The following is an 18,345-nucleotide window of genomic DNA, read 5'->3' on the forward strand; positions in this document are numbered from 1 at the left end:
TTTCATTTAAGGCCAAGACGGTTTTAGGGTAATTTATGCATTCATTCGTTCGCTATGTTAATTCAAAATAACAGAATGGATGGGGGTTTATGTAAACAAAATCTTTATTCTATCCGATACATACATAAGAATGGTTTGCTGTTAAAAATAACCTCTTAAACTCACAATTTGAATTGTATGGTAGCTACGAACACATATAAACACAAGGTAGCTGGCGAAATGTGCCTTGTGTCGCTGGGAAGGAGATATGAAAGCATTTGGACGTACTGCAAAACGGAATAGGGTATGAAAGTCTACGCTTATACGGTCCTTTTCAACCTCAGCATATGGAACAATTGCGAATTACCAGGGCCGTTAACGATCATGTATTCCTATATGTGAGCGGCATGCTGTCGGAAGAACAGGGAGCCGCGTGCATTGGACAGGACATGGAGCAGGAACCGATTGTCATACGTCAGCTAGATGAGCAAGGGCAGTCGCTTAGACGCTTATTTCATGGATTAATTACACGCATGTCTGTGCACTGCATACGGGGAGTATACACTTTTGAACTGGAGGCGGCTTCGCATTCCTATCAAATGGATACCAAAACGAAAAGGCGCTCCTATCAGAATATTCACCGTACTTATGATGATCTAGTCACTACAATGGTTCGGAAGTACATGTATGGGGATGCCATTGATACGGTGACTAATTATGCTAAATTAGGTACTTTTGTTTTACAATATGAAGAAACCGATTGGGCCTTTTTAAAGCGTCTTGTCTCTCGCTTTGGTTCGGTACTTGTACCGGAGATCACGGCTGCATCACCTAAGATTTTCTTTGGAATGCCAGAAGGCAAGCAGTATAAGGTGGAACGAGATGTATTTTACAGGGTACGGAAAACATTTCATGAGTTAGATACAGGAAAACCAGGGAAACGTGTTGGCGCGTATGTCACCTATACGATTGAAAATCTGCAATACTATGCGCTGGGTGACTTGATTACGTTACCCATTGGACAAGGCAAAGAGCTGGTCGTTGTGAGGGCAGTGACAGAGTTAAAGGACGGTTTACTCCAAACTCGTTACGATCTCCAAGCCGAACAGGATATTCAGTATGCTCGGTATGAAAATGATCAAGCCATCGGGATTTCACTCACGGGCACGGTGTTGAAAGTACAACAGGATTTGGTACAACTTCAACTGGAAATTGATCCGAAGCAAGACCCAGCTAAAGCTTGTTGGTTTCCCGTAGCCACCCGTTATGTAGCGGAAGAGCATAGCGGCTGGTACGACATGCCTGAAATTGGGGAACAAGTGGAGCTGTATTTACCTACACACTGTGAACAGGAAGCCTATGTGGCCGATTCCTTACGACAGCATCGCCACGCCAATGGACAACCAGATGTGAAGGTATGGAAACACGTACAAGGCAGCAGCATCGAAATGTCTGAGCAGGAGCTGATCCTGTCCACTTCCGATGGGTTTTCGATTACACTACATGAGGATACGGGCATCACTGTCAACAGTCCGGGGAATGTACAGATCCAGGGCGGTCATGTGAAGCTGGATGCAAGTCAGGAACTATCACTGGAAGCTGGAACTGCACTATATTTAAAAGGTGGAGCCAGCAGTATGGTGCTAGATGGTGAGACAGACATCAAAGCTCCAGTGATTTATCAGGAAGGTACGGTAAAAGCTCCAGTTTTCGTAGCTGATCTTCCTCCTGTACCTGAGCCTCCATTGATGAATATTAAAGCCTATGAAGCGGCTCAAACTGCAGCAACAGCCAAAGCTCCATCCAGCAATACTCCTACCGCGAAAGTCACAAGTCCAGCGGCGCTTCAGCAGGCCAATGCTTTGCTGGGTACAGTGTCTAAGCTTTTAGGCTCCATTCCAGCAGTCGGGAAAGTAGCCAATGTGATGTTGAATACATCGGGTGGATTAGCAGGTAAAGTGGCGGCAACGGTTATACAAGTATCCGCAGCAATCCCTGTTCGGAGCAAAGGAACGCCTACCTTGGGAGCGTCTAAGGAAACGGGTGTACATCCGTTGAAACATCTGGCAGGATTGGCGCTTCAAGGATTGATTAGCCAGTACGAGCATGAGCAAGCGAAACAAGCCTATTATAGCAAGTGGATTCTAGGCAAAGTATATACGAGTGCGCGTCATGTGGCCCATTTCGGTGGTCCCCTAGAGCTCGTTCAAAACTTGCTGAAAGAATCGAATGCTATGGCTCATGCCTATCAGCAAATTCCCGCCGAGTTGAGACAACGCTGGAGGGCGAACTACGACAGTTACATGGCTCAACAGCCGAAGCCGAAGCAAGAAGAAGGACCCCAGTCGTGGTGGGATCTTATGGCGGCAGCCCAACTCCAGAATGCGGAAAACGAAGCTATTATGGCGAAGCAGATGGCGAACGAGTTGGAGTATACCGCAGATGTGAGCGGAGAAGTTGCATTAGGAGCAGCAGCAGCGGTTGTAGAAGATTATTCGTTCGGATTAATGAATAAGGAATATACCTCAGATCATCCGATGGCGCGTAAAACAGGTGAAGTGATCGGACATTCTTTGACAACTGTAGCCGGAGCTGTAGAAACGGTTGGTGCTGTGACAGAAGGATTCTTAGGTGGTTTGGTAACAGCTTCAGGAGTAGGGGCACCTGTAGGCGTCCTTGCTATGGCACAATCTGTTGTTTTGGGAGCACATGGGTCGGCGGTAACGTATACCGGAGCATCCAATAGTGTGGAAAGTGCTAAGGATCTTTATCGAATGTCTAAAAGCGAGGGTCTAAATAGTTCAACGCCGTCTAAACCTTCTAGTGCGAAGTCAGGCAAGAGCGAAGGAACACCTAGCTCACAGAAACCGAGCAAACCAAACGAGAATCCGCCCGGAACTAAGGGGATGGATAAAGCTCCTAATAAGACTTCTGCCGATAATCCATTTGATGATGCAGGGAAACTTAAACCGAATGTGAAGTATAAAGCTGGTGAGCACCAATATGATTATGAAACAGATCATCTGGGGAGAATTGATAAGTTTAGTACAGATGATTTAAAATTAACTACAAGAGAAGAACGTTTACCACATAATCCGAAAACGCCAGGCAAAGAGCCAGGCGACCATGCCGGTCATTTAGCAGGAGATAGATTTGGTGGTTCACCAGATCTGGACAATTTGGTTTCACAGTCTAGTAATATAAATTTAAGTCAATACAAAAAAATAGAAAACCAGTGGGCTAAAGCCTTGAAAAATGGAAAACAGGTGAAAGTCGACGCAGAAGTTAAATATGAGGAGGATAGTTTGCGACCTTCCGAATTTAATGTACAGTATGAAATAGATGGTGAAGTTTTCGTCAAGAATTTATTGAATTGAAAAGGAGATTATTATGACTAAAGTTTTTGAAGATAGTTTTAGTGAATTACAAGCAGACATGGTTTCAATTTGTATGGAATATGTTGGAGATAAAACTGAAAAAATCTTTATATACTGTTCATTTGAAGAAAGAGTTATTTCAAACGATTTTTTTTATTGTATTAATGGGAAAGTTGTTAAGAAGCATAAGCTTAATGATGCAGTAGAGGCTATTACAGAAAATATGGAATATAATACTTCTGTAGAGCGTCAAAAGGCTGTTATGAATATTATTAATGATGATATTAAAAAAATATACAAGTTATGTAATGAATACAAAAGAGAAATGCCTACAGAGATTAAATTAGTCTATGATGTAAGGGAAAATAGTCTGAAAGCAGAGTATAAATATGATTTAGTATATTCCAATGATCCAGTTAAAACTGCTGATGACATTGCTATGGAGTGGTTTGAACAGATCGAAGCGGATTTTAACAATAAATGAGTCTTGTTGTATATATTAATCGGTGTTACCAGAAATTTTTTTGTGAATAGATCACAACTACAACAACAAGATCATGCAGACAGTATAATCAACAAACCAAACACTAAAAAAACTTGGTAAACACACTTGATAAGCTTTCAAAGGTTCATTCTAACTTGAACGGTTAAGAGGAATGAGCCTTTTTGCATGTCTGTATACGAAGAGGAAGCAAACAATGGCGAAACTCTATATGAATAAGCTTGAGGGAATATTTGGTCAGGAGGACGTTATAAAAAAAGTAGAGCCTTCAGATGGAAGTACGCCATTACATGTGTTTTTTTACTATGATTTGCCTGAAGAAGGTATGCTAACAGCGGTGACGTATGGTTTATCTGATGGTGAATTTATAGGCTGGAAGAACGCGAAGCCAGAACTAATCATAAGTCTAGAAACGCAAGATGAAAGTTGGGGGCTGGCTGCTGCTTATTTTGCTGCTGAATTTAGGGGAGTACAGGCATTCTCGTATGCAGATTTGTTTACTTTAGATGAACCTATATCACAAGAGTCTGATATGACGGGTTATTTTGTTTTTGCCTCTGCAATACTAGAAAAAGAGGACGCGGTGATTGAACTGCCCGATAAGACAATACAGTTAGTTGGGATGTATCCTTTGTACAAAGAGGAATTTGATCTAATGAAAAGAATAGGGATCAAAGATTTTTGGCATAGCAAGGACTATGATATATACAGTGTTAATAGGGTTAATCTAGCAAAGTCGAATAATTAAAAGACCTTAAAGGTGGAGAAGGCTCCTCTAACATCCAGAATAATTTTATGACTGTCTTCGAATTGGACTACGTTTTGAGATGGCCGAAAGCAAAAGCAGGGTGTACCTCTGTACCTCTTTTCTTTTGTTGCAGAGATTGCCTACTAATTAAAAACATACTTAGAAAAATATAATGACAGATTAATTTCAATAGGGCTAAACCCACTATGATAAGACTGATCATAGTGGGTTTTCATTATGTACTCGGTATGGGACTATAACTTAGGGATGAAATAGAAGAGATAAAGCCAATTCAATTTCAAAACCCAAAAAAAGGGAGACCATAATGAAGCCTATAATGATAACTAAAGGATGGAATAAACATGATCTTTGGAAGGGATGTATACTTTCATCTATTGCGCACGCAATTATGGTGGCCCATTACCCTGAACTGTCCTATGAACATTCTTGGGATGGAATGAACTACAGTGTTATTGACGGAACAGGTGGGAGAGCAACAATTACATTCAGTGAAAAGTATTGTGTTGCAGCATTCAGAAATGACAATGTTACTCGTTCTGATGTTACAGCTGCTATTGATTATTTTAAAGGAGCACCCGATGAAGTCGTGGAGCTAGCTAAAAACGAAACTTTGGAGTATCTGCTGGAAGAAGGGGAAGATGGTGTGCCCATCCCTTCCATTACTACAGCTTTCTGGGGGGACCAGGATAATATGGTCTCTATAGATAACGTAGTAAGAATCATTTTAAATGGTGGCTATCTTTTAGAAATACAGTTAATGGAATATGATTCAGCGGTTGAATCTTGGCGAGATTATTATGAGATGACGGATGAACAAGTTGAACTTCTTAAATCAATATACACGAGAAAGGTTAAAGATTTAAGTAATGACATAATATTAACCAAGAAAGAAATTGAAGCGATTGGAACGAGTGATTCTGAGGGATTGAATGAAAGCGAAACTTCCTTTGGAAAAATTGGAATACGTTGGGGTGATTAGCGTGGGGTCTTTAGTAGGGATGAATTATTTGACAGTAATAACACGGTGTGAGAATATTGTTTTATAGAATTCCAATATATTGAAACATTATGGGAGGAGTTATGTATGAAAAAAATCGATAAGAGCCATAATAAATTGTTTGACCAGTTTGTAACTGAATACAGTAAAACAAATAATTTAACAAAAGCTATTGTAAATGAATCTATTGATCATATAAAAGCTATAGACACATATATTGAAGTGTACTTCAAGGATGGAGAAGTATATACAGTAAACCAATCAACAGAGAAAGAAATAGCGTGGGCTAAAGGTAATGATTTTCTTCCAGGCCAGACAGGTTTTGAGGATAGAAATAAATCTAAATAAAATCCGTTAATCTAGCAGGTCGTTTGCTGAACTAACATTAGAACTGTAACTCCCCTCGGAAAACGAACCCCTTGTCCATATAAAACCACATTGGTCAATGCTGGACAGGGATTTTAGATGATTACATCCAGAATTAAACGACTCAATACTTATGGTAGAGAGGTCTGACTCCAAACATAGCTTTTTTGAACCTAAGTGGTCTGTCAGTTGCTCTTAGGATCAAATAATTCCAATAGGGGATGATATTTTGAGAACATTTTTAGAGTTGAGAGAGTATTCGAAGCAAAATTTACAGAACAGGGATTTATCTTTCAGACACGGTAACGCAAGATTTCAAGTATATGATAAGAGTGAAATCCAACTAAATATTTCGATTAACAATAGTCTGCCAGTTATTAAATTTGAAGAACGATGTCAAGACTTTTTTACTGTGGCGGTAGCTACTGATGAGAAAGGTATAATTAATTATGCAAAAAGCAGAAAGTTTTCAATGAATGACAACATTATTGAATTAATCAAAGAGTTTCCTGATGGGTTTTTAATTGATGATGTTGTATCTGCTTTATTAAGCATCAAATTTGAACAAGGTAATATTGCATAGTAAATCATTTGAAGTTATGTTGTGATATGCTATCGACATTATCTAATCACAATAAAAGTGAGGGCGGGCGAAGCTTCGCTGGAAGGTTTTGAAGTTAAGATTGGGGTAATAAATTACGGCATGGAGATTGACGGTATGCTTGGATTTGACTTCATTCATGCAGTTGGTTTGGTGATTGATTCCAAAGAATTGACTGGTGGGGTACTCTCCTAGAGCTAAGAAACCTCACCAAACATCCTCATCACAGCACATCCAATTGTCGACTTACCGTGCCACGGTTCAGATGTTAGAACCCTTGTCCAATTAAAACCATAGTGGTATTGAACAGGGGGTCTTCATACGAATGGTTAGTCTTTAGAACGGCATGTTCTGAAAATTATATTCCTTTACTAACCTTGATGCATAGGAAATACTTACACCATGATTTGCCCCGATTTTCTTAATAATGAAACGCTGAACAAGATTTAAATAAAACGGCGAGTAAGGAGAACCGAGATGAAAAGCTTACTGCTAGTTATTCATCTCGGTTTATTTCAATTGAGGAGGATTTATAGCTACAGTTTAGGAAATAAACTGATTTGCTCTTCGTTCTTTTCCTTTTTTTTTCTACGGTTAATTGCCAATGTATCAGGAAGCCAGTGATTATTTTTACGGCGAATTTTTTTGGTTTCGTCCGTAAATAAAGTATTTTTGGTTGATTGTATGTCCAAGATGACATCTTTATGAAAATCAATATCTTTAAAACGTTCCTGTATTGTTTCCACGGGACCAATTTCGCTTCCAATCCATCTTCTCTTGAGAATTTCACTAACAATGAATGTTGTACCACTACCACCAAAAGGATCAAATACTGTATCGCCTTCATTTGATGCCATAGAAATGATTCTCTCCAACAATTTTAGTGGAAGTTCATTACTTGCACGTGTCTTATATTTGCTATGCCTTACTGGTGAAATGTCATACCATACATCAGTTAGATTAATACCAAAAGGATGTAGTTTATCTTTATATCCTCCATAATCCCGGATGTCACCTCCGCAATGTCTGCAAACCTCCAAAGGAAGCCTTTCTCCATTAAAAGTATTAGGTTTCTCACCTTTTGTATAGTAGAGCAATGCATAATGTGATGGATATAACTTATTCTGAATTGGCAATCTATATTTAATATCTGTTGCAATCCAGTGTCTAAATGTTAGGTGTTTGTTGAGAATCTCTGAGATATGAGTGGCCCAAGCAGGTAAATTCCAAATGAAAAAAGATCCGCCCTCTTTTAGTAAATCAATACAACCTAGTATCCACTTCTCAGTCCATTCTAAGTACTCAGTTTTTGAGAGCTTGTCATTAATCCCCGACTCATAACTTTTGTTCAGGTTGAAAGGCGGATCAGCAAATATAAGGTCCACTGATTCGTTAGGAAGCGAGTTTATGAGTGGGATACAATCCTCTTGAAAAAGCTGGCCTAGTTGCGTTTCGAAAACAGGCTGAAAATTTGGTGTACTGCTGTCTGTCTGTTGTTCCCCGAGTTTAAGGATCTCCAATATTTGTGAAGAGTGTTCGGCTATAAGATTTTTAAGTCTGTTGTTTATATATCCTATGCGAAGTTGCAGCTCTACTTCACTGAGTTTCGATGTAGCCAAAATTTTATCTAAATCTGTTCCATGAGGATAAACCATCTCTTCCGCATAGTACTTGAGTTTTCCTAGTTTTACTCCAGAGTTTTTAGCGAATTCCTTTAGTTGTTTGTCAGATGTAATACCTAAAGCTTTATAAAAATTATTGTTCGTCATTAGAAAACCTCCGTAGATGTTATTGTAACAATTTTTGTTCGACAAGTCATTGACACCATATGACAAGAGCAGTATTATGGAATCCTGATGGTAATATTAAACATGCGGATTCCATGATGGGGGTATTTGATATGATAATTAAACAAACAGTACCATTGATTGAAAAGAAGGGATCTAACGAGTCTTTAATTACTAATCTTGTGAAACAAATTCAGGCCTCTATATCTCAGATGGTACACCCTGCAGGTTCAGGACAATTTCTTCTTTATAACGAGCGAAAAGGTAACGGAGTAAAGCCTATAAAAGACACGTTCTTACTTGATTTATTGCGGTATAATTGGATACTGGAGCACCGTGTAGATGTAGGAGTGACTAATACAAGGCCCGGTCCTATTGACGCTGTTTACCCTATCGGAAACCAATACTTTGCTGTCGAATGGGAAACGGGTAATATTAGTTCTTCTCACAGAGCTATTAACAAGATTGTGACAGGAATATTAAGGGGACAATTGCTGGGGGGAGTATTGATTCTTCCGTCAAGAAAAATGTATGACTACCTGACTGATAGAGTTGGAAACTTCCGAGAACTTGCGCCTTATTTTGATGTATGGAAAATGGCTAACTACGATGTGCAGGAAGGCTATCTGTATGTGATAGAAATAGAACACCATGGATTAACAGATGACCCGAGATATAGAATTATTAAGGGAACGGATGGCAGAGCTCTTGTGTAGATTTTATAACGGAGGAGTATAAAATGGGTATTCTTGAGGTAAATCAGATCAAAGCAAAACTTCATGAAAATTATGATAGTATTCTTGAATTGGGAGACTTGTCTTCTCAAAGAGGAGAGGAATTGGAAAGGAATTTTTTATCACGTGCTTTAGCAGCATATAGTATTAATATTCTTTATCCTCATTCAGATCAAACAGAAGTCGTGAAGTATATAGTCGATGGACCAGATGATAATGGGATTGATTTAATTTTCTACCATAAAGAAACTAATGAACTTTGTTTTACTCAGTCTAAGTTTAATAATAATGGCGACTCGGAACCCGATTTAGGTGAAATAAAAAAGTTTGTTACTGGGGTAAAAGACTTAATTAATGTTAAATTCGATAAGTTTAATGAAAAAGTAAATAATATGAATGATGAGATTACAGCATTTTTGAATAAAAGCGGATTGAGGTTTAAAATTATTCTTATTTATACCGCAATAAACTTGTCCACGCATGCTCGGCGTGAGTTTGAAGAGCTACTTGATGAATTAAATGATTTTAGACAAGTAGCTGAAGTAGAAATTATTAATCAAAAAAGAATCCATTCTTCTTTAAGTGATCTAAGCGTTGCTCGGAATATAGATGTAGAGGTTCAGCTAAAGCAATGGGGTCGTTATGAAGGTGAAATGGAATCTTTCTATGGACAAATTTCAGCTGATCAGTTAGCCGAGTGGTGGGAAAGTTACGGCAACGGTCTTTACGAATATAACCTTCGGAAGCTTTTGGGAACTACTGATATTAATAATGAAATGAAAGAGACGTTAGAAACTGAGCCCGAATTATTTTGGTATTATAATAATGGAGTCACTTTAGTTTGTGAGGAAGTTGATAAGAAACGAGTCTACGGAAATACAAGAGACTTAGGTTTATTTGAGTGTAAAGGAATCAGCATTGTGAATGGTGCTCAAACTGTGGGTGTCATTGGAAAATTTGGACAGTCCTCAGAAGAAAACAAAGAAACCTTAAGAGGTGTTTATCTTCCATTTAGAATTATTTCAATGCAAACAGTTGATGAAGAAGGCTTGCGGTATCTGGATGAAAATTTCGCATCAGAAGTTACCACTAAAAATAACAGACAAAACAAAATTGATAACAGGGATTTTGTGGTACTTGATCCAATACAGAAAACAATTGAGAATACTTTGGCGATTGATGGAATAACCTACCATTTAATGCGGGGCGAAGGAGAAGATATAAGTTCAAAAGACAGTTTCAATTTAAGGGAGGCAACCAGAGCCTTATCATTTGCTAAGGATATTGATGCCACAATATTAGTAAGTAGAGAAATTGGCGTTATTTACTCTGACTTAAATCATGCAAGATATAAAAAACTGTTTAACCCTGGTATAACAGGTTATTACGTTTGGAATTGTGTCCTCCTTCAAAGAAGGATTGAAGACTCTATTAATTCAACAATTAAACAATTAGGTGACACTGATAAGGCTATAATGATTCATGGGAAGGAGCTTGTCAGTAGGCTGATGTATGATCTAATAGGAACAAAAAATATTAGCAAGAACGAAATTGGTATAAAGGAGATCGAAGAAAAGATTGATTTTAAAGTCGAAGTTCAAAAAGTACTTGAATTAATTCTTCCTAATATTTTGACGTATGAAAAAAGTATTGTTAATATTTTCAAAAGCCCGAACGATATTAGATCGCTTTATGACAAGGTCTTTACACAGTTAGGTCATGGAAATCAAAAGATTGACACGCAACCTATAAACGATGGTGAGTTTGATGTCTCTGAAATTGAGTCATTACCTCGAATTGAACGTGTTGCCCTTATCAAATTTTACAACAAGATTAAAGAAGATGATTTAATAGCAAAAAAATTCTTTAAAAGATGGATCAAGGAGATTTACGACCCTCGCTATCATAATTTCACCTACAGTTCAAATATACAATTCTATTTTACGGACGAGGAAAAGCAAGCAAAGGAAAGATTTTTGTTCAGAATTGCTTATTACACAAAGCTAATTGTTTCTTTCGAGTTTAACGTATATGGTTCCCTATATAAAAGTATTCTTTTTGAACAATCAGATTTTGAAGAGTGGGCCAGAGAAAATACTGACTCTAAAGGTAGAGTTGTAATTAGTACTGTAGAAGATATTGAAAAAGTATTAGATATAGCTAAGCAATTTATTTTAACCAAAAGTCTGATCTAAGTTGGAATGAAAAGTCAATTCTAATTATTGCTCTTCATCTAAAAGGTGTTATTTTCTACTACTGAACTAAGCCACCTCCCCAAACATCCTGATTATTACAACCCGCCGAATTGTGGATTTCCGTGCTAGGTTCGTATGCCAAAATCCCTGTCCTAGAAAGGTTTTTAGCCAATTTTCACGACAGGGATTCATTGCCTCGCGATTCGATTGCTTGAATCCTTAATTGTGGTACTGTGGATGTTGTTACTAGATCGGAATGGCTTCCAGACAAGTTAGTGAGGGTGAAATAATAATGTTTATAAAATTTGTAGAGGCAGGATTATTCTTTTGCACCTTGGTTATTTCACTGGTGTTGTCGATTTTTCTTCATGAACTAGGGCACTATTTTGCATATCGTTACTATAAAGGAAATCCACATTTTGGCTATTACGGAAAATGGGCGAAAATAACAATTTTTGTTACCCCAATTTATGGCGACGACTTTTATTGGAATTTATATAATCGTGATCGAAAGAATGCTTGGAAAAAGCAAATTGTAATTAGTGGTTCTGGATTGTTTACTACGCTTCTAATTGCACTTACTACACTAGGTTCAGGGATATATCTTTTACTGTCAGAAAGTAAACCGTCTGAATTCCTAACTTTTATATTGATATCTGTTGGCTTTATAAACATATTTATATTTTTTGCGAATTTTCGCTCTATATCTTCTGATGGATATAAAATAATGATGGCGCTCAAATACCGTCAGACCTATTTAGAGCATATTGAGCAGATCGGTTATCAATTTACATTTGACAATTTGAAACCTGCGGTGGAAAAAATTCGCGCGAAGTACGATGAGTCTAATTGTTAGTTGGATTTGACAGTGCTTAGAGATTTAGAAATATGGATGCAGGTACACTAATTATAGAATTCAGTTACCTTGTGAGATGTATGGAAAATCGAAATAGATACTATATAGATGTAGATTATGCCACCTCTCCAAACCTCCTCAGCATTACAACCCGTCGAATTGTGGATTTGCCGTGCCACGGTTCGCCTCCATTTGAGTAAGACAAGAAAGCCATCAGCCCGTGATTCTGGTTGGTGGCTTTTTATTATGGCTCTAGTAATTGAGTTGAAAGGTTTTACACAACTTGTAGCTTAAAGGTGTCTCTAAGTGTTCTGGCTGCTTTTCTTTTCGAAAAAGTATTGACACGGATAGAAAAGTATTATATCTTTATATCAAGATAAATAAATTAAAGATAAAAGTGATCATAAAATTTTGAATAGGGAGGTATATACATGATTACCATTTTAGAAAGAATTAATCAGCTTGCAAAAAAAGCGAAAGAAGTTGGGTTGACTGAAATTGAAAAAATGGAACAAACCGATCTTCGCAAAGAATACCTTCAAATCTTTCGGGGCTCTGTACAAAGCATTCTCTTGAATGCTACGATCTATGATCCGAATGGAGATGATGTTACTCCTGAAAAACTTAGAAAAGAACAGGCTCGAGTCGCTAAGCAATAGATTTAATTTTATTTAATATCTCTAATTTAATAATCTTAAAATAATATAATATGGAGAGTGATTCTTATGTTGGCAAGTGGATTGTTATTGATACGTTTGGTGGTTGGATTATTATTGGTGGGGCATGGAGCGCAGAAGCTTTTTGGGTGGTTTGGCGGCTATGGTCCAAAGGGTACGGGCGGTTGGATGGAATCGATTGGCATTAAGCCCGGAGTATTCATGGCAGTGGCTGCTGGGTTGATGGAATTGTTGGGAGGAGCTCTATTTGCTGTAGGATTGCTCACTCCACTGGCTGCATTGTTGATTACGGCGACTATGCTCGGAGCAATTTTCAAAGTACATGGCCAAAACGGGATCTGGGCAACGGCTAATGGCTATGAATATCCGCTAGTTCTTATTGCAGTTGTAATCGGTATTGCGTTGACAGGAGCAGGTTCATATTCCATTGATGCAATACTTAGATAAAACATGATGTTTAGGTCATTAAAAGTCATCAACAACAAAAAATAAAGGTTCCTACGATTAAAGGAGGGTTTCATATGTCACTTCAAACTACAGGTATCCATCATATTACTGCTTTTGCCGGTAATCCGCAGGAAAATGTCGACTTCTATGCCGGCGTCCTGGGACTTCGGTTAGTGAAGAAAACGATCAACTTCGATGCTCCTGAGGTTTACCACTTGTACTTTGGCAACGATGCAGGGAGTCCTGGAACGATCATTACCTTTTTTCCTGCACCAGGAACTCCCAAAGGGCGAATCGGAGGAGGCCAGGTGGGCATAACCTCGTATGTGGTACCCCAAGGTTCACTTGATTTTTGGCAGCATCGTTTGCAAAGCTTGGATATTCAAGTTACGAAAACGAGCCGTTTTTCTGAACAATATCTTCAATTCGAGGATAATGAGGGTTTACGTCTTGAGCTTGTTGAACGTGAAGAGGGAGCGAATAGTACTTGGTCTTACGGTGGCATTTCAGCCGATAAAGCAATTAAGGGGTTTGGAGGTGCCGTGCTATTTAGTGTCAATCCACAGAGAACGATGGATGCATTGGAGAGCATACTCAGATTTACGAAAATCGCTGAAGACGCCGAATATGCGCGTTATCAGTCCGTAGGAGAAATCGGCAACATCGTGGATGTCCCACTCGCCAAAATAGGTCTAGGCTTTGGTGGAGCAGGCACGGTACATCACATTGCATGGCGTGCAAAAGACTTCGAACAACATGAAGAATGGAGAAGCGCAGTCCAGCATTATGGCTATCAGCCGACTCCAATCATAGACCGCCAATATTTTAATGCTATATATTTCAGAGAAGCGGGCGGCATCCTATTTGAAATTGCCACAGATCCACCGGGATTTGCTAACGATGAACCTGCTGAATCTATGGGGCAGAAATTAATGCTACCAGAGTGGCATGAACCGCAACAGGCTCAAATCGAGGCGAATCTGCATCCTATTAAAGTGAGAACATTAACTGGAAAACAACAGTAAACGAAACGGCTATTGTTTCGCCCCCAGAGGAAACAGGATTAAACCTACTTTGACAAAATTGGTCATAGTGGGTTTTCATTTTTTCGAGTGCTCCAGATGAACCTCCCCCCAATCATACATACTGCGCAATATGGGGACGAAATTTGCTCCGTGAGCTGTTAGCGAGTATTCAACACGGGGAGGGATTTCTTTGAATACTTCCCGATGCACAAACCCGTCTTCTTCTAATTCTCTTAGCTGCTTGGTTAACATCGCTTGTGTGATATCAGGAAAGGCGCGTTTAATCTCACCGAATCTTCTGGTACCACGGGACAGAAACCATAAAAGCACTATTTTCCATTTGCCTCCAATGATTTTCTGAACCTTTGTTAAGGGGCAATCTGTAAAATGATTCAGATTCTCACTCATTTATTCCATCTCCTCCTCGTTTGTATCCCAGAAAACCCTATGAAATCAATTAGTATGATTTTTGATAGTATCTACTATAAATATGCCTACTTGTTGTTTCGATACCTTTGGCTTAACATTACATTAGCATTAAGGCTTTGACAAGCCATATGGAAATATTCTGGGGGCGAAGAAGATGAACATTAATATTCTATACGGTCACCCTTATCCTAAGAGCTTTAACAAAGCGATTTTGGAGCAGGTGATCGCTCATCTAAACGTACGAGGGGCGAATGTTAAGGTAAAAGACTTAATCCAAATGTCATTTAATCCGACGGTAGGCTTAAAGGATTTAGAGGCTAAGGTCACAAACGTATTGCCAGAGGAGATAGTAAAAGAACAGGAGGATTTATTGTGGGCAGATGCCTTGATTATTATTTCACCGGTATGGTGGGGCGGATTTCCCGCTGTTATTAAAGGATATATAGATAGAGTGTTCACAACAGGACTCATACGCTCTTCTGATGGTGTATATGGGCTTGAGGGCAAGAGGGCCTACTCGATTTTTACAACAGGATCGTCAGAAGACTATATTCGTATATCACGTCAGAAAGATATGCTCTACGCGGCGAACGATAATTTGTTTGGGTTCGCTAAGTTTTCGGATGCTGAGATTAAGCTTCTTTACTCGGTGCCGCGTGTAACCTTGGAGGAACGAAAAGCAATGCTGTTGGATGTCAATCGATTTGTCGATCGTATTTTTGATATGAGACCGGGAGAGGGGGGGCAGTACGAGGGATAGCCTTTCTCTTCAAGCTTTGGAGCATGATTTGGCTAGCCATTAGATTATGTAAACTGAAGGGTGTTACTTTGGAAAAATGAAGAACACCCTTATGGGTGTTTTTTCGTTAGATTTCCCGGTGTTACCCGTGTAATATTTTGCTTGATAGACTTAATTTTCTCCTCAGTAAAGACTCCTGAATCCAGCAGGTCCAGAATGGAGAGCACGCCGCCGCGAGAACCCCAGCTGCCTTCTTCAATGACCTGGAAGGATACCCACCAAGTCGGGGATGGTTCCGGTACGCCAAGTACTTGAGTCAAACTGCCAAGAATATTTTCAAGCACTTTTTTGCGAACGTCGTTAGGCCAGTCACCATCCATCACCAGAACATTGATAGTAATTACATCACGTTCTGGCTGATCCGACAGCAATTGCCCGCCAATTGCCATGTAATCTATTGGACGTTCAGTGAAATGGACCTGAAACCCTTCTCTTGCTGGCGGACAATATTGACCTACCTCTGGAACGAGAACTGCATCCGTCAAACCTTCTGCCAAAAGACGACGCTGTTCAAGCGTTATGCGGCCTGCTTGATAATTTACATTGATCATGGTCATGGTCTGATATCTCCTTATTGAGGTTTAACTAAGCGATGTCTTGGAATTCTTTATGATATCTGTATCCAAGGCTTCATCTTGGCAAACTCATTGGTATTTGTTGATATCGTTAATATAAAATGGTGATAAGCCCTTGTCAACACTAATTATTATAATAATATATATTTATATAATATATTGATTAGATGTGAAGCTAGTTTAAATGGGCTATAATTATGTCTAGTCTAATGAAAGCATGACATACTACAGAGATTTGCTAGAGGTACTAGGAGGCATAATTTACAATGGCGAGACAGTCAGGAAAAACCAATACAATGTTTGCGGTATTAGGCATTCTGAGTCTGGGTCCTCATACCGGTTATGATATAAAGCAACATATGGAGCAGAGCACTAGTTATTTTTGGAATGAGAACTATGGTCAGATCTATCCCAGCCTTGCAGAGCTACTGGATCGAAAAGATATTGCAGTCGAGGTCATTCGACAGAAAGGCAAGCCTGACAAGAAACTCTACAGCATTACCGATCAGGGAAGGCACACGTTGTCAGACTGGCTTTCTCAGCCAATGGAGCATGTGGTGATGCTTAAAAAAAATGAGCTGCTGTTGAGGGTGTTTTTTGGCGGCAATTCTTCGCCTGAAACGATTATAAAGCACATACAGGAGTATAAAGAAAAGCTAGTGGAAAGCTTGCATATTTTTGAAGAACTTGAACGTTGGCTTATCAACGTAGAGCATAAAGACCATAACCACAAATATTGGATGATCACAATGAGCTATGGTAAGAGTCAGTTTAGCAGTTTAATTAGTTGGTGCGATGATAGCATTAAAATATTGAGTTCTTAGCAGTAGGTAAAAACTCATATGTAATGAATAATCAGAAAGCATGCTGAACTATCATGAGGAATAGAAAACTAGTAACGACAATTCTTGTCGTCTTCTCCGCATAGGGCCTTGACTCCTCCATAAAGCTGCTTTGCCAAGTTGGGCTCGCACCTTTATGGAGGAGTTTTTTTATCCCGTAAGGAGGATGCAATTATTCCACCAGCTTTTCAGACTTCACCAGCATTTCTCGTAATACGTGAGCGACTCGACTTTTCCGGTTCGCTGCTTTCCTTTTTATCAAGTGTAATGACTTTTTGTATGCAAGAGTATGGCTTTGATCGTAGAACTGTTTGGCTGCAATGCGTAGTGTTCTTCTTAATAACAGTGCTGATGAGCGTGTTAACCTAGAGCGGAATCCCCTGCGCAATACCCGCAACGTATTTTTGTAGGTCTCAAAATCCTCGGATGGAGGGATAAGGGCAAATAAATTTAACGAGGAGTCATGGAATCCGTAGGTTTCATACATGATTCTCAGATTTTCCGTATTTAACACGTTACCTCTAAGATAGGTTGGATGTTCCTGATGATATCCGACCACCTCTTTGATGCAATAAAAAGGAATCTTCAAGCGATGTAGTCTATAGCCAAGGTCCCAGTCCTCGAGTCCATAGAGCACAAACCGTTCATTGAAACCTCCAATACGAATCAAGTGACTGCGTTTGATGGCTACACAACGAGTAACCAGCAGCATCCAGGGGGCTACGTCCGTTGAGGCAAATTGTTTCTGCGTATTCGGAGGAACCCTTGTGGGACTAACTACTTTAGACAGTGCACCCGTTTGGTGAAGGATATCTTCTGGGGTTATGATCGGAGTAATTTCGTTTGCTGCTTCATAGTCAGCATTCCATAAGTTGGACTGCGTAAGTATGTTGCGACATTGTTCTTTTTCTTCAGGAGAAAAGTCAGGGTAATAATGGGTAAAAGCATCGTCCCACGAGTGAGGAATGCCTGAAAGCACGGACTTGGGATATTTACGGTGATAACGGCTCACGATCCTAATAAATTCCGGTAATACTACAAAGTCAGCGTCGCAGAAGATGATGTATAGCCCTCTTGCACGGCGCAGTCCCAAATTTCGAACGGCAGATCGACCGCGTTGTTCCTGATGTGACACATAGATAAGAGGATAGGATGCTTTGAAGTCTTCGACCATTTCTCTCGTTCCGTCTGTAGAACCGTCATCAGCTACAATGACTTCGAATAGTTGCTTTGGATAGGTTTGTGTCTCAAATGAAGCGAGTGTAAGCAACAATTGCTGGACTCGATTATAGGTTGGAATGATGACGCTGTAGCGGATAGCCAATATGATCTCCCCCCCACCATTTTTATTAGTGAACGTATGAACAAGATAAATAATAACAATGTAT

General features: G+C 39.3%; 19 protein-coding genes. 15 read left to right on the plus strand and 4 right to left on the minus strand.

Features of this window, described 5'->3' with window-relative positions:
- The first annotated feature begins 257 nt into the window (after positions 1-257).
- The 7 genes from MKX46_RS16550 to MKX46_RS16580 all read left to right on the plus strand — a co-directional run bounded on the left by MKX46_RS16550 (position 258) and on the right by MKX46_RS16580 (position 6,786).
- Positions 258-3,356 (plus strand): DNA/RNA non-specific endonuclease, encoded by a 3,099-nt coding sequence (locus MKX46_RS16550; protein ID WP_341071483.1) that lies wholly within the window; start codon positions 258-260, stop codon positions 3,354-3,356.
- Between the two features lie 13 nt (positions 3,357-3,369).
- On the plus strand, positions 3,370-3,840 hold the full coding sequence (locus MKX46_RS16555; protein WP_102998384.1) for a DUF600 domain-containing protein: 471 nt from the start codon (positions 3,370-3,372) through the stop codon (positions 3,838-3,840).
- 214 nt (positions 3,841-4,054) lie between these two features.
- On the plus strand, positions 4,055-4,606 hold the full coding sequence (locus MKX46_RS16560; RefSeq protein WP_341071484.1) for a suppressor of fused domain protein: 552 nt from the start codon (positions 4,055-4,057) through the stop codon (positions 4,604-4,606).
- Between the two features lie 325 nt (positions 4,607-4,931).
- The gene (locus MKX46_RS16565) at positions 4,932-5,606 is read left to right on the plus strand and encodes a hypothetical protein (RefSeq protein WP_341071485.1); all 675 of its coding nucleotides are present in this window, start codon (positions 4,932-4,934) and stop codon (positions 5,604-5,606) included.
- A 105-nt stretch (positions 5,607-5,711) separates the two neighbouring features.
- Positions 5,712-5,972 carry a hypothetical protein gene (locus MKX46_RS16570; protein ID WP_341071486.1) on the plus strand — a complete coding sequence of 87 codons (261 nt, stop codon included), beginning with the start codon at positions 5,712-5,714 and terminating at the stop codon, positions 5,970-5,972.
- 247 nt (positions 5,973-6,219) lie between these two features.
- Positions 6,220-6,573, plus strand: coding sequence for a hypothetical protein (locus MKX46_RS16575; protein WP_341071487.1), 354 nt, complete (start codon positions 6,220-6,222; stop codon positions 6,571-6,573).
- A 21-nt stretch (positions 6,574-6,594) separates the two neighbouring features.
- On the plus strand, positions 6,595-6,786 hold the full coding sequence (locus MKX46_RS16580) for a hypothetical protein (RefSeq protein WP_341071488.1): 192 nt from the start codon (positions 6,595-6,597) through the stop codon (positions 6,784-6,786).
- Positions 6,787-7,127: 341 nt separating this feature from the next.
- On the opposite strand, the gene MKX46_RS16585 is transcribed toward MKX46_RS16580, so the two are convergent.
- Entirely contained in the window at positions 7,128-8,360 is a 1,233-nt protein-coding gene (locus MKX46_RS16585; RefSeq protein WP_341071489.1) for a DNA-methyltransferase, read from the minus strand.
- Positions 8,361-8,491: 131 nt separating this feature from the next.
- Between MKX46_RS16585 and MKX46_RS16590 the strand changes: the two genes are divergently transcribed.
- From MKX46_RS16590 to MKX46_RS16615, 6 genes are all read left to right on the plus strand, one after another.
- A complete protein-coding gene (locus tag MKX46_RS16590) occupies positions 8,492-9,094 on the plus strand; it encodes a hypothetical protein (protein ID WP_341071490.1) in 603 nt (200 codons plus the stop codon).
- 23 nt (positions 9,095-9,117) lie between these two features.
- A complete protein-coding gene (locus MKX46_RS16595) occupies positions 9,118-11,307 on the plus strand; it encodes an AIPR family protein (protein ID WP_341071491.1) in 2,190 nt (729 codons plus the stop codon).
- A 292-nt stretch (positions 11,308-11,599) separates the two neighbouring features.
- Entirely contained in the window at positions 11,600-12,163 is a 564-nt protein-coding gene (locus MKX46_RS16600) for a hypothetical protein (RefSeq protein WP_341071492.1), read from the plus strand.
- 431 nt (positions 12,164-12,594) lie between these two features.
- Positions 12,595-12,822 (plus strand): DUF896 domain-containing protein, encoded by a 228-nt coding sequence (locus tag MKX46_RS16605; protein ID WP_029516934.1) that lies wholly within the window; start codon positions 12,595-12,597, stop codon positions 12,820-12,822.
- Positions 12,823-12,888: 66 nt separating this feature from the next.
- Positions 12,889-13,287 (plus strand): DoxX family protein, encoded by a 399-nt coding sequence (locus MKX46_RS16610; RefSeq protein ID WP_029516933.1) that lies wholly within the window; start codon positions 12,889-12,891, stop codon positions 13,285-13,287.
- A 74-nt stretch (positions 13,288-13,361) separates the two neighbouring features.
- Positions 13,362-14,312, plus strand: a complete 951-nt coding sequence (locus MKX46_RS16615; RefSeq protein ID WP_341071493.1) for a ring-cleaving dioxygenase — start codon at positions 13,362-13,364, stop codon at positions 14,310-14,312.
- Between the two features lie 75 nt (positions 14,313-14,387).
- Here the strand turns inward: MKX46_RS16615 and MKX46_RS16620 are convergent, their stop codons facing one another.
- A complete protein-coding gene (locus MKX46_RS16620) occupies positions 14,388-14,720 on the minus strand; it encodes a winged helix-turn-helix transcriptional regulator (RefSeq protein ID WP_340931164.1) in 333 nt (110 codons plus the stop codon).
- Between the two features lie 175 nt (positions 14,721-14,895).
- On the opposite strand from MKX46_RS16620, the gene MKX46_RS16625 reads away from it, so the two are divergent.
- On the plus strand, positions 14,896-15,501 hold the full coding sequence (locus tag MKX46_RS16625) for an NAD(P)H-dependent oxidoreductase (RefSeq protein ID WP_341071494.1): 606 nt from the start codon (positions 14,896-14,898) through the stop codon (positions 15,499-15,501).
- Positions 15,502-15,590: 89 nt separating this feature from the next.
- Here MKX46_RS16625 and MKX46_RS16630 read toward each other — a convergent pair whose 3' ends face one another.
- Positions 15,591-16,097, minus strand: coding sequence for a tautomerase family protein (locus MKX46_RS16630; RefSeq protein ID WP_165149346.1), 507 nt, complete (start codon positions 16,095-16,097; stop codon positions 15,591-15,593).
- Positions 16,098-16,381: 284 nt separating this feature from the next.
- Here MKX46_RS16630 and MKX46_RS16635 point away from each other — a divergent pair, with 284 nt between their 5' ends.
- Positions 16,382-16,939 carry a PadR family transcriptional regulator gene (locus MKX46_RS16635; RefSeq protein ID WP_165149344.1) on the plus strand — a complete coding sequence of 186 codons (558 nt, stop codon included), beginning with the start codon at positions 16,382-16,384 and terminating at the stop codon, positions 16,937-16,939.
- Between the two features lie 190 nt (positions 16,940-17,129).
- On the opposite strand, the gene MKX46_RS16640 is transcribed toward MKX46_RS16635, so the two are convergent.
- On the minus strand, positions 17,130-18,281 hold the full coding sequence (locus MKX46_RS16640) for a glycosyltransferase (protein ID WP_341071496.1): 1,152 nt from the start codon (positions 18,279-18,281) through the stop codon (positions 17,130-17,132).
- Between the last annotated feature and the right edge of the window lie 64 nt (positions 18,282-18,345).

This window comes from Paenibacillus sp. FSL P4-0113, assembly GCF_038009305.1.
In the GTDB taxonomy this organism is placed as follows: Bacteria; Bacillota; Bacilli; order Paenibacillales; family Paenibacillaceae; genus Paenibacillus; species Paenibacillus polymyxa_D.

What these genes read in the sequence shown, in the direction of transcription:
- MKX46_RS16605 (WP_029516934.1), top strand. Translation starts at nt 12,595, where the DNA reads ATGATTACCATTTTAGAAAGAATTAATCAGCTTGCAAAAAAAGCGAAA.
- MKX46_RS16555 (WP_102998384.1), top strand. Translation starts at nt 3,370, where the DNA reads ATGACTAAAGTTTTTGAAGATAGTTTTAGTGAATTACAAGCAGACATG.
- MKX46_RS16595 (WP_341071491.1), top strand. Translation starts at nt 9,118, where the DNA reads ATGGGTATTCTTGAGGTAAATCAGATCAAAGCAAAACTTCATGAAAAT.
- MKX46_RS16630 (WP_165149346.1), bottom strand. Translation starts at nt 16,097, where the DNA reads ATGACCATGATCAATGTAAATTATCAAGCAGGCCGCATAACGCTTGAA.
- MKX46_RS16570 (WP_341071486.1), top strand. Translation starts at nt 5,712, where the DNA reads ATGAAAAAAATCGATAAGAGCCATAATAAATTGTTTGACCAGTTTGTA.
- MKX46_RS16620 (WP_340931164.1), bottom strand. Translation starts at nt 14,720, where the DNA reads ATGAGTGAGAATCTGAATCATTTTACAGATTGCCCCTTAACAAAGGTT.
- MKX46_RS16625 (WP_341071494.1), top strand. Translation starts at nt 14,896, where the DNA reads ATGAACATTAATATTCTATACGGTCACCCTTATCCTAAGAGCTTTAAC.
- MKX46_RS16565 (WP_341071485.1), top strand. Translation starts at nt 4,932, where the DNA reads ATGAAGCCTATAATGATAACTAAAGGATGGAATAAACATGATCTTTGG.
- MKX46_RS16590 (WP_341071490.1), top strand. Translation starts at nt 8,492, where the DNA reads ATGATAATTAAACAAACAGTACCATTGATTGAAAAGAAGGGATCTAAC.
- MKX46_RS16615 (WP_341071493.1), top strand. Translation starts at nt 13,362, where the DNA reads ATGTCACTTCAAACTACAGGTATCCATCATATTACTGCTTTTGCCGGT.
- MKX46_RS16585 (WP_341071489.1), bottom strand. Translation starts at nt 8,360, where the DNA reads ATGACGAACAATAATTTTTATAAAGCTTTAGGTATTACATCTGACAAA.
- MKX46_RS16600 (WP_341071492.1), top strand. Translation starts at nt 11,600, where the DNA reads ATGTTTATAAAATTTGTAGAGGCAGGATTATTCTTTTGCACCTTGGTT.
- MKX46_RS16635 (WP_165149344.1), top strand. Translation starts at nt 16,382, where the DNA reads ATGGCGAGACAGTCAGGAAAAACCAATACAATGTTTGCGGTATTAGGC.
- MKX46_RS16560 (WP_341071484.1), top strand. Translation starts at nt 4,055, where the DNA reads ATGGCGAAACTCTATATGAATAAGCTTGAGGGAATATTTGGTCAGGAG.
- MKX46_RS16610 (WP_029516933.1), top strand. Translation starts at nt 12,889, where the DNA reads ATGTTGGCAAGTGGATTGTTATTGATACGTTTGGTGGTTGGATTATTA.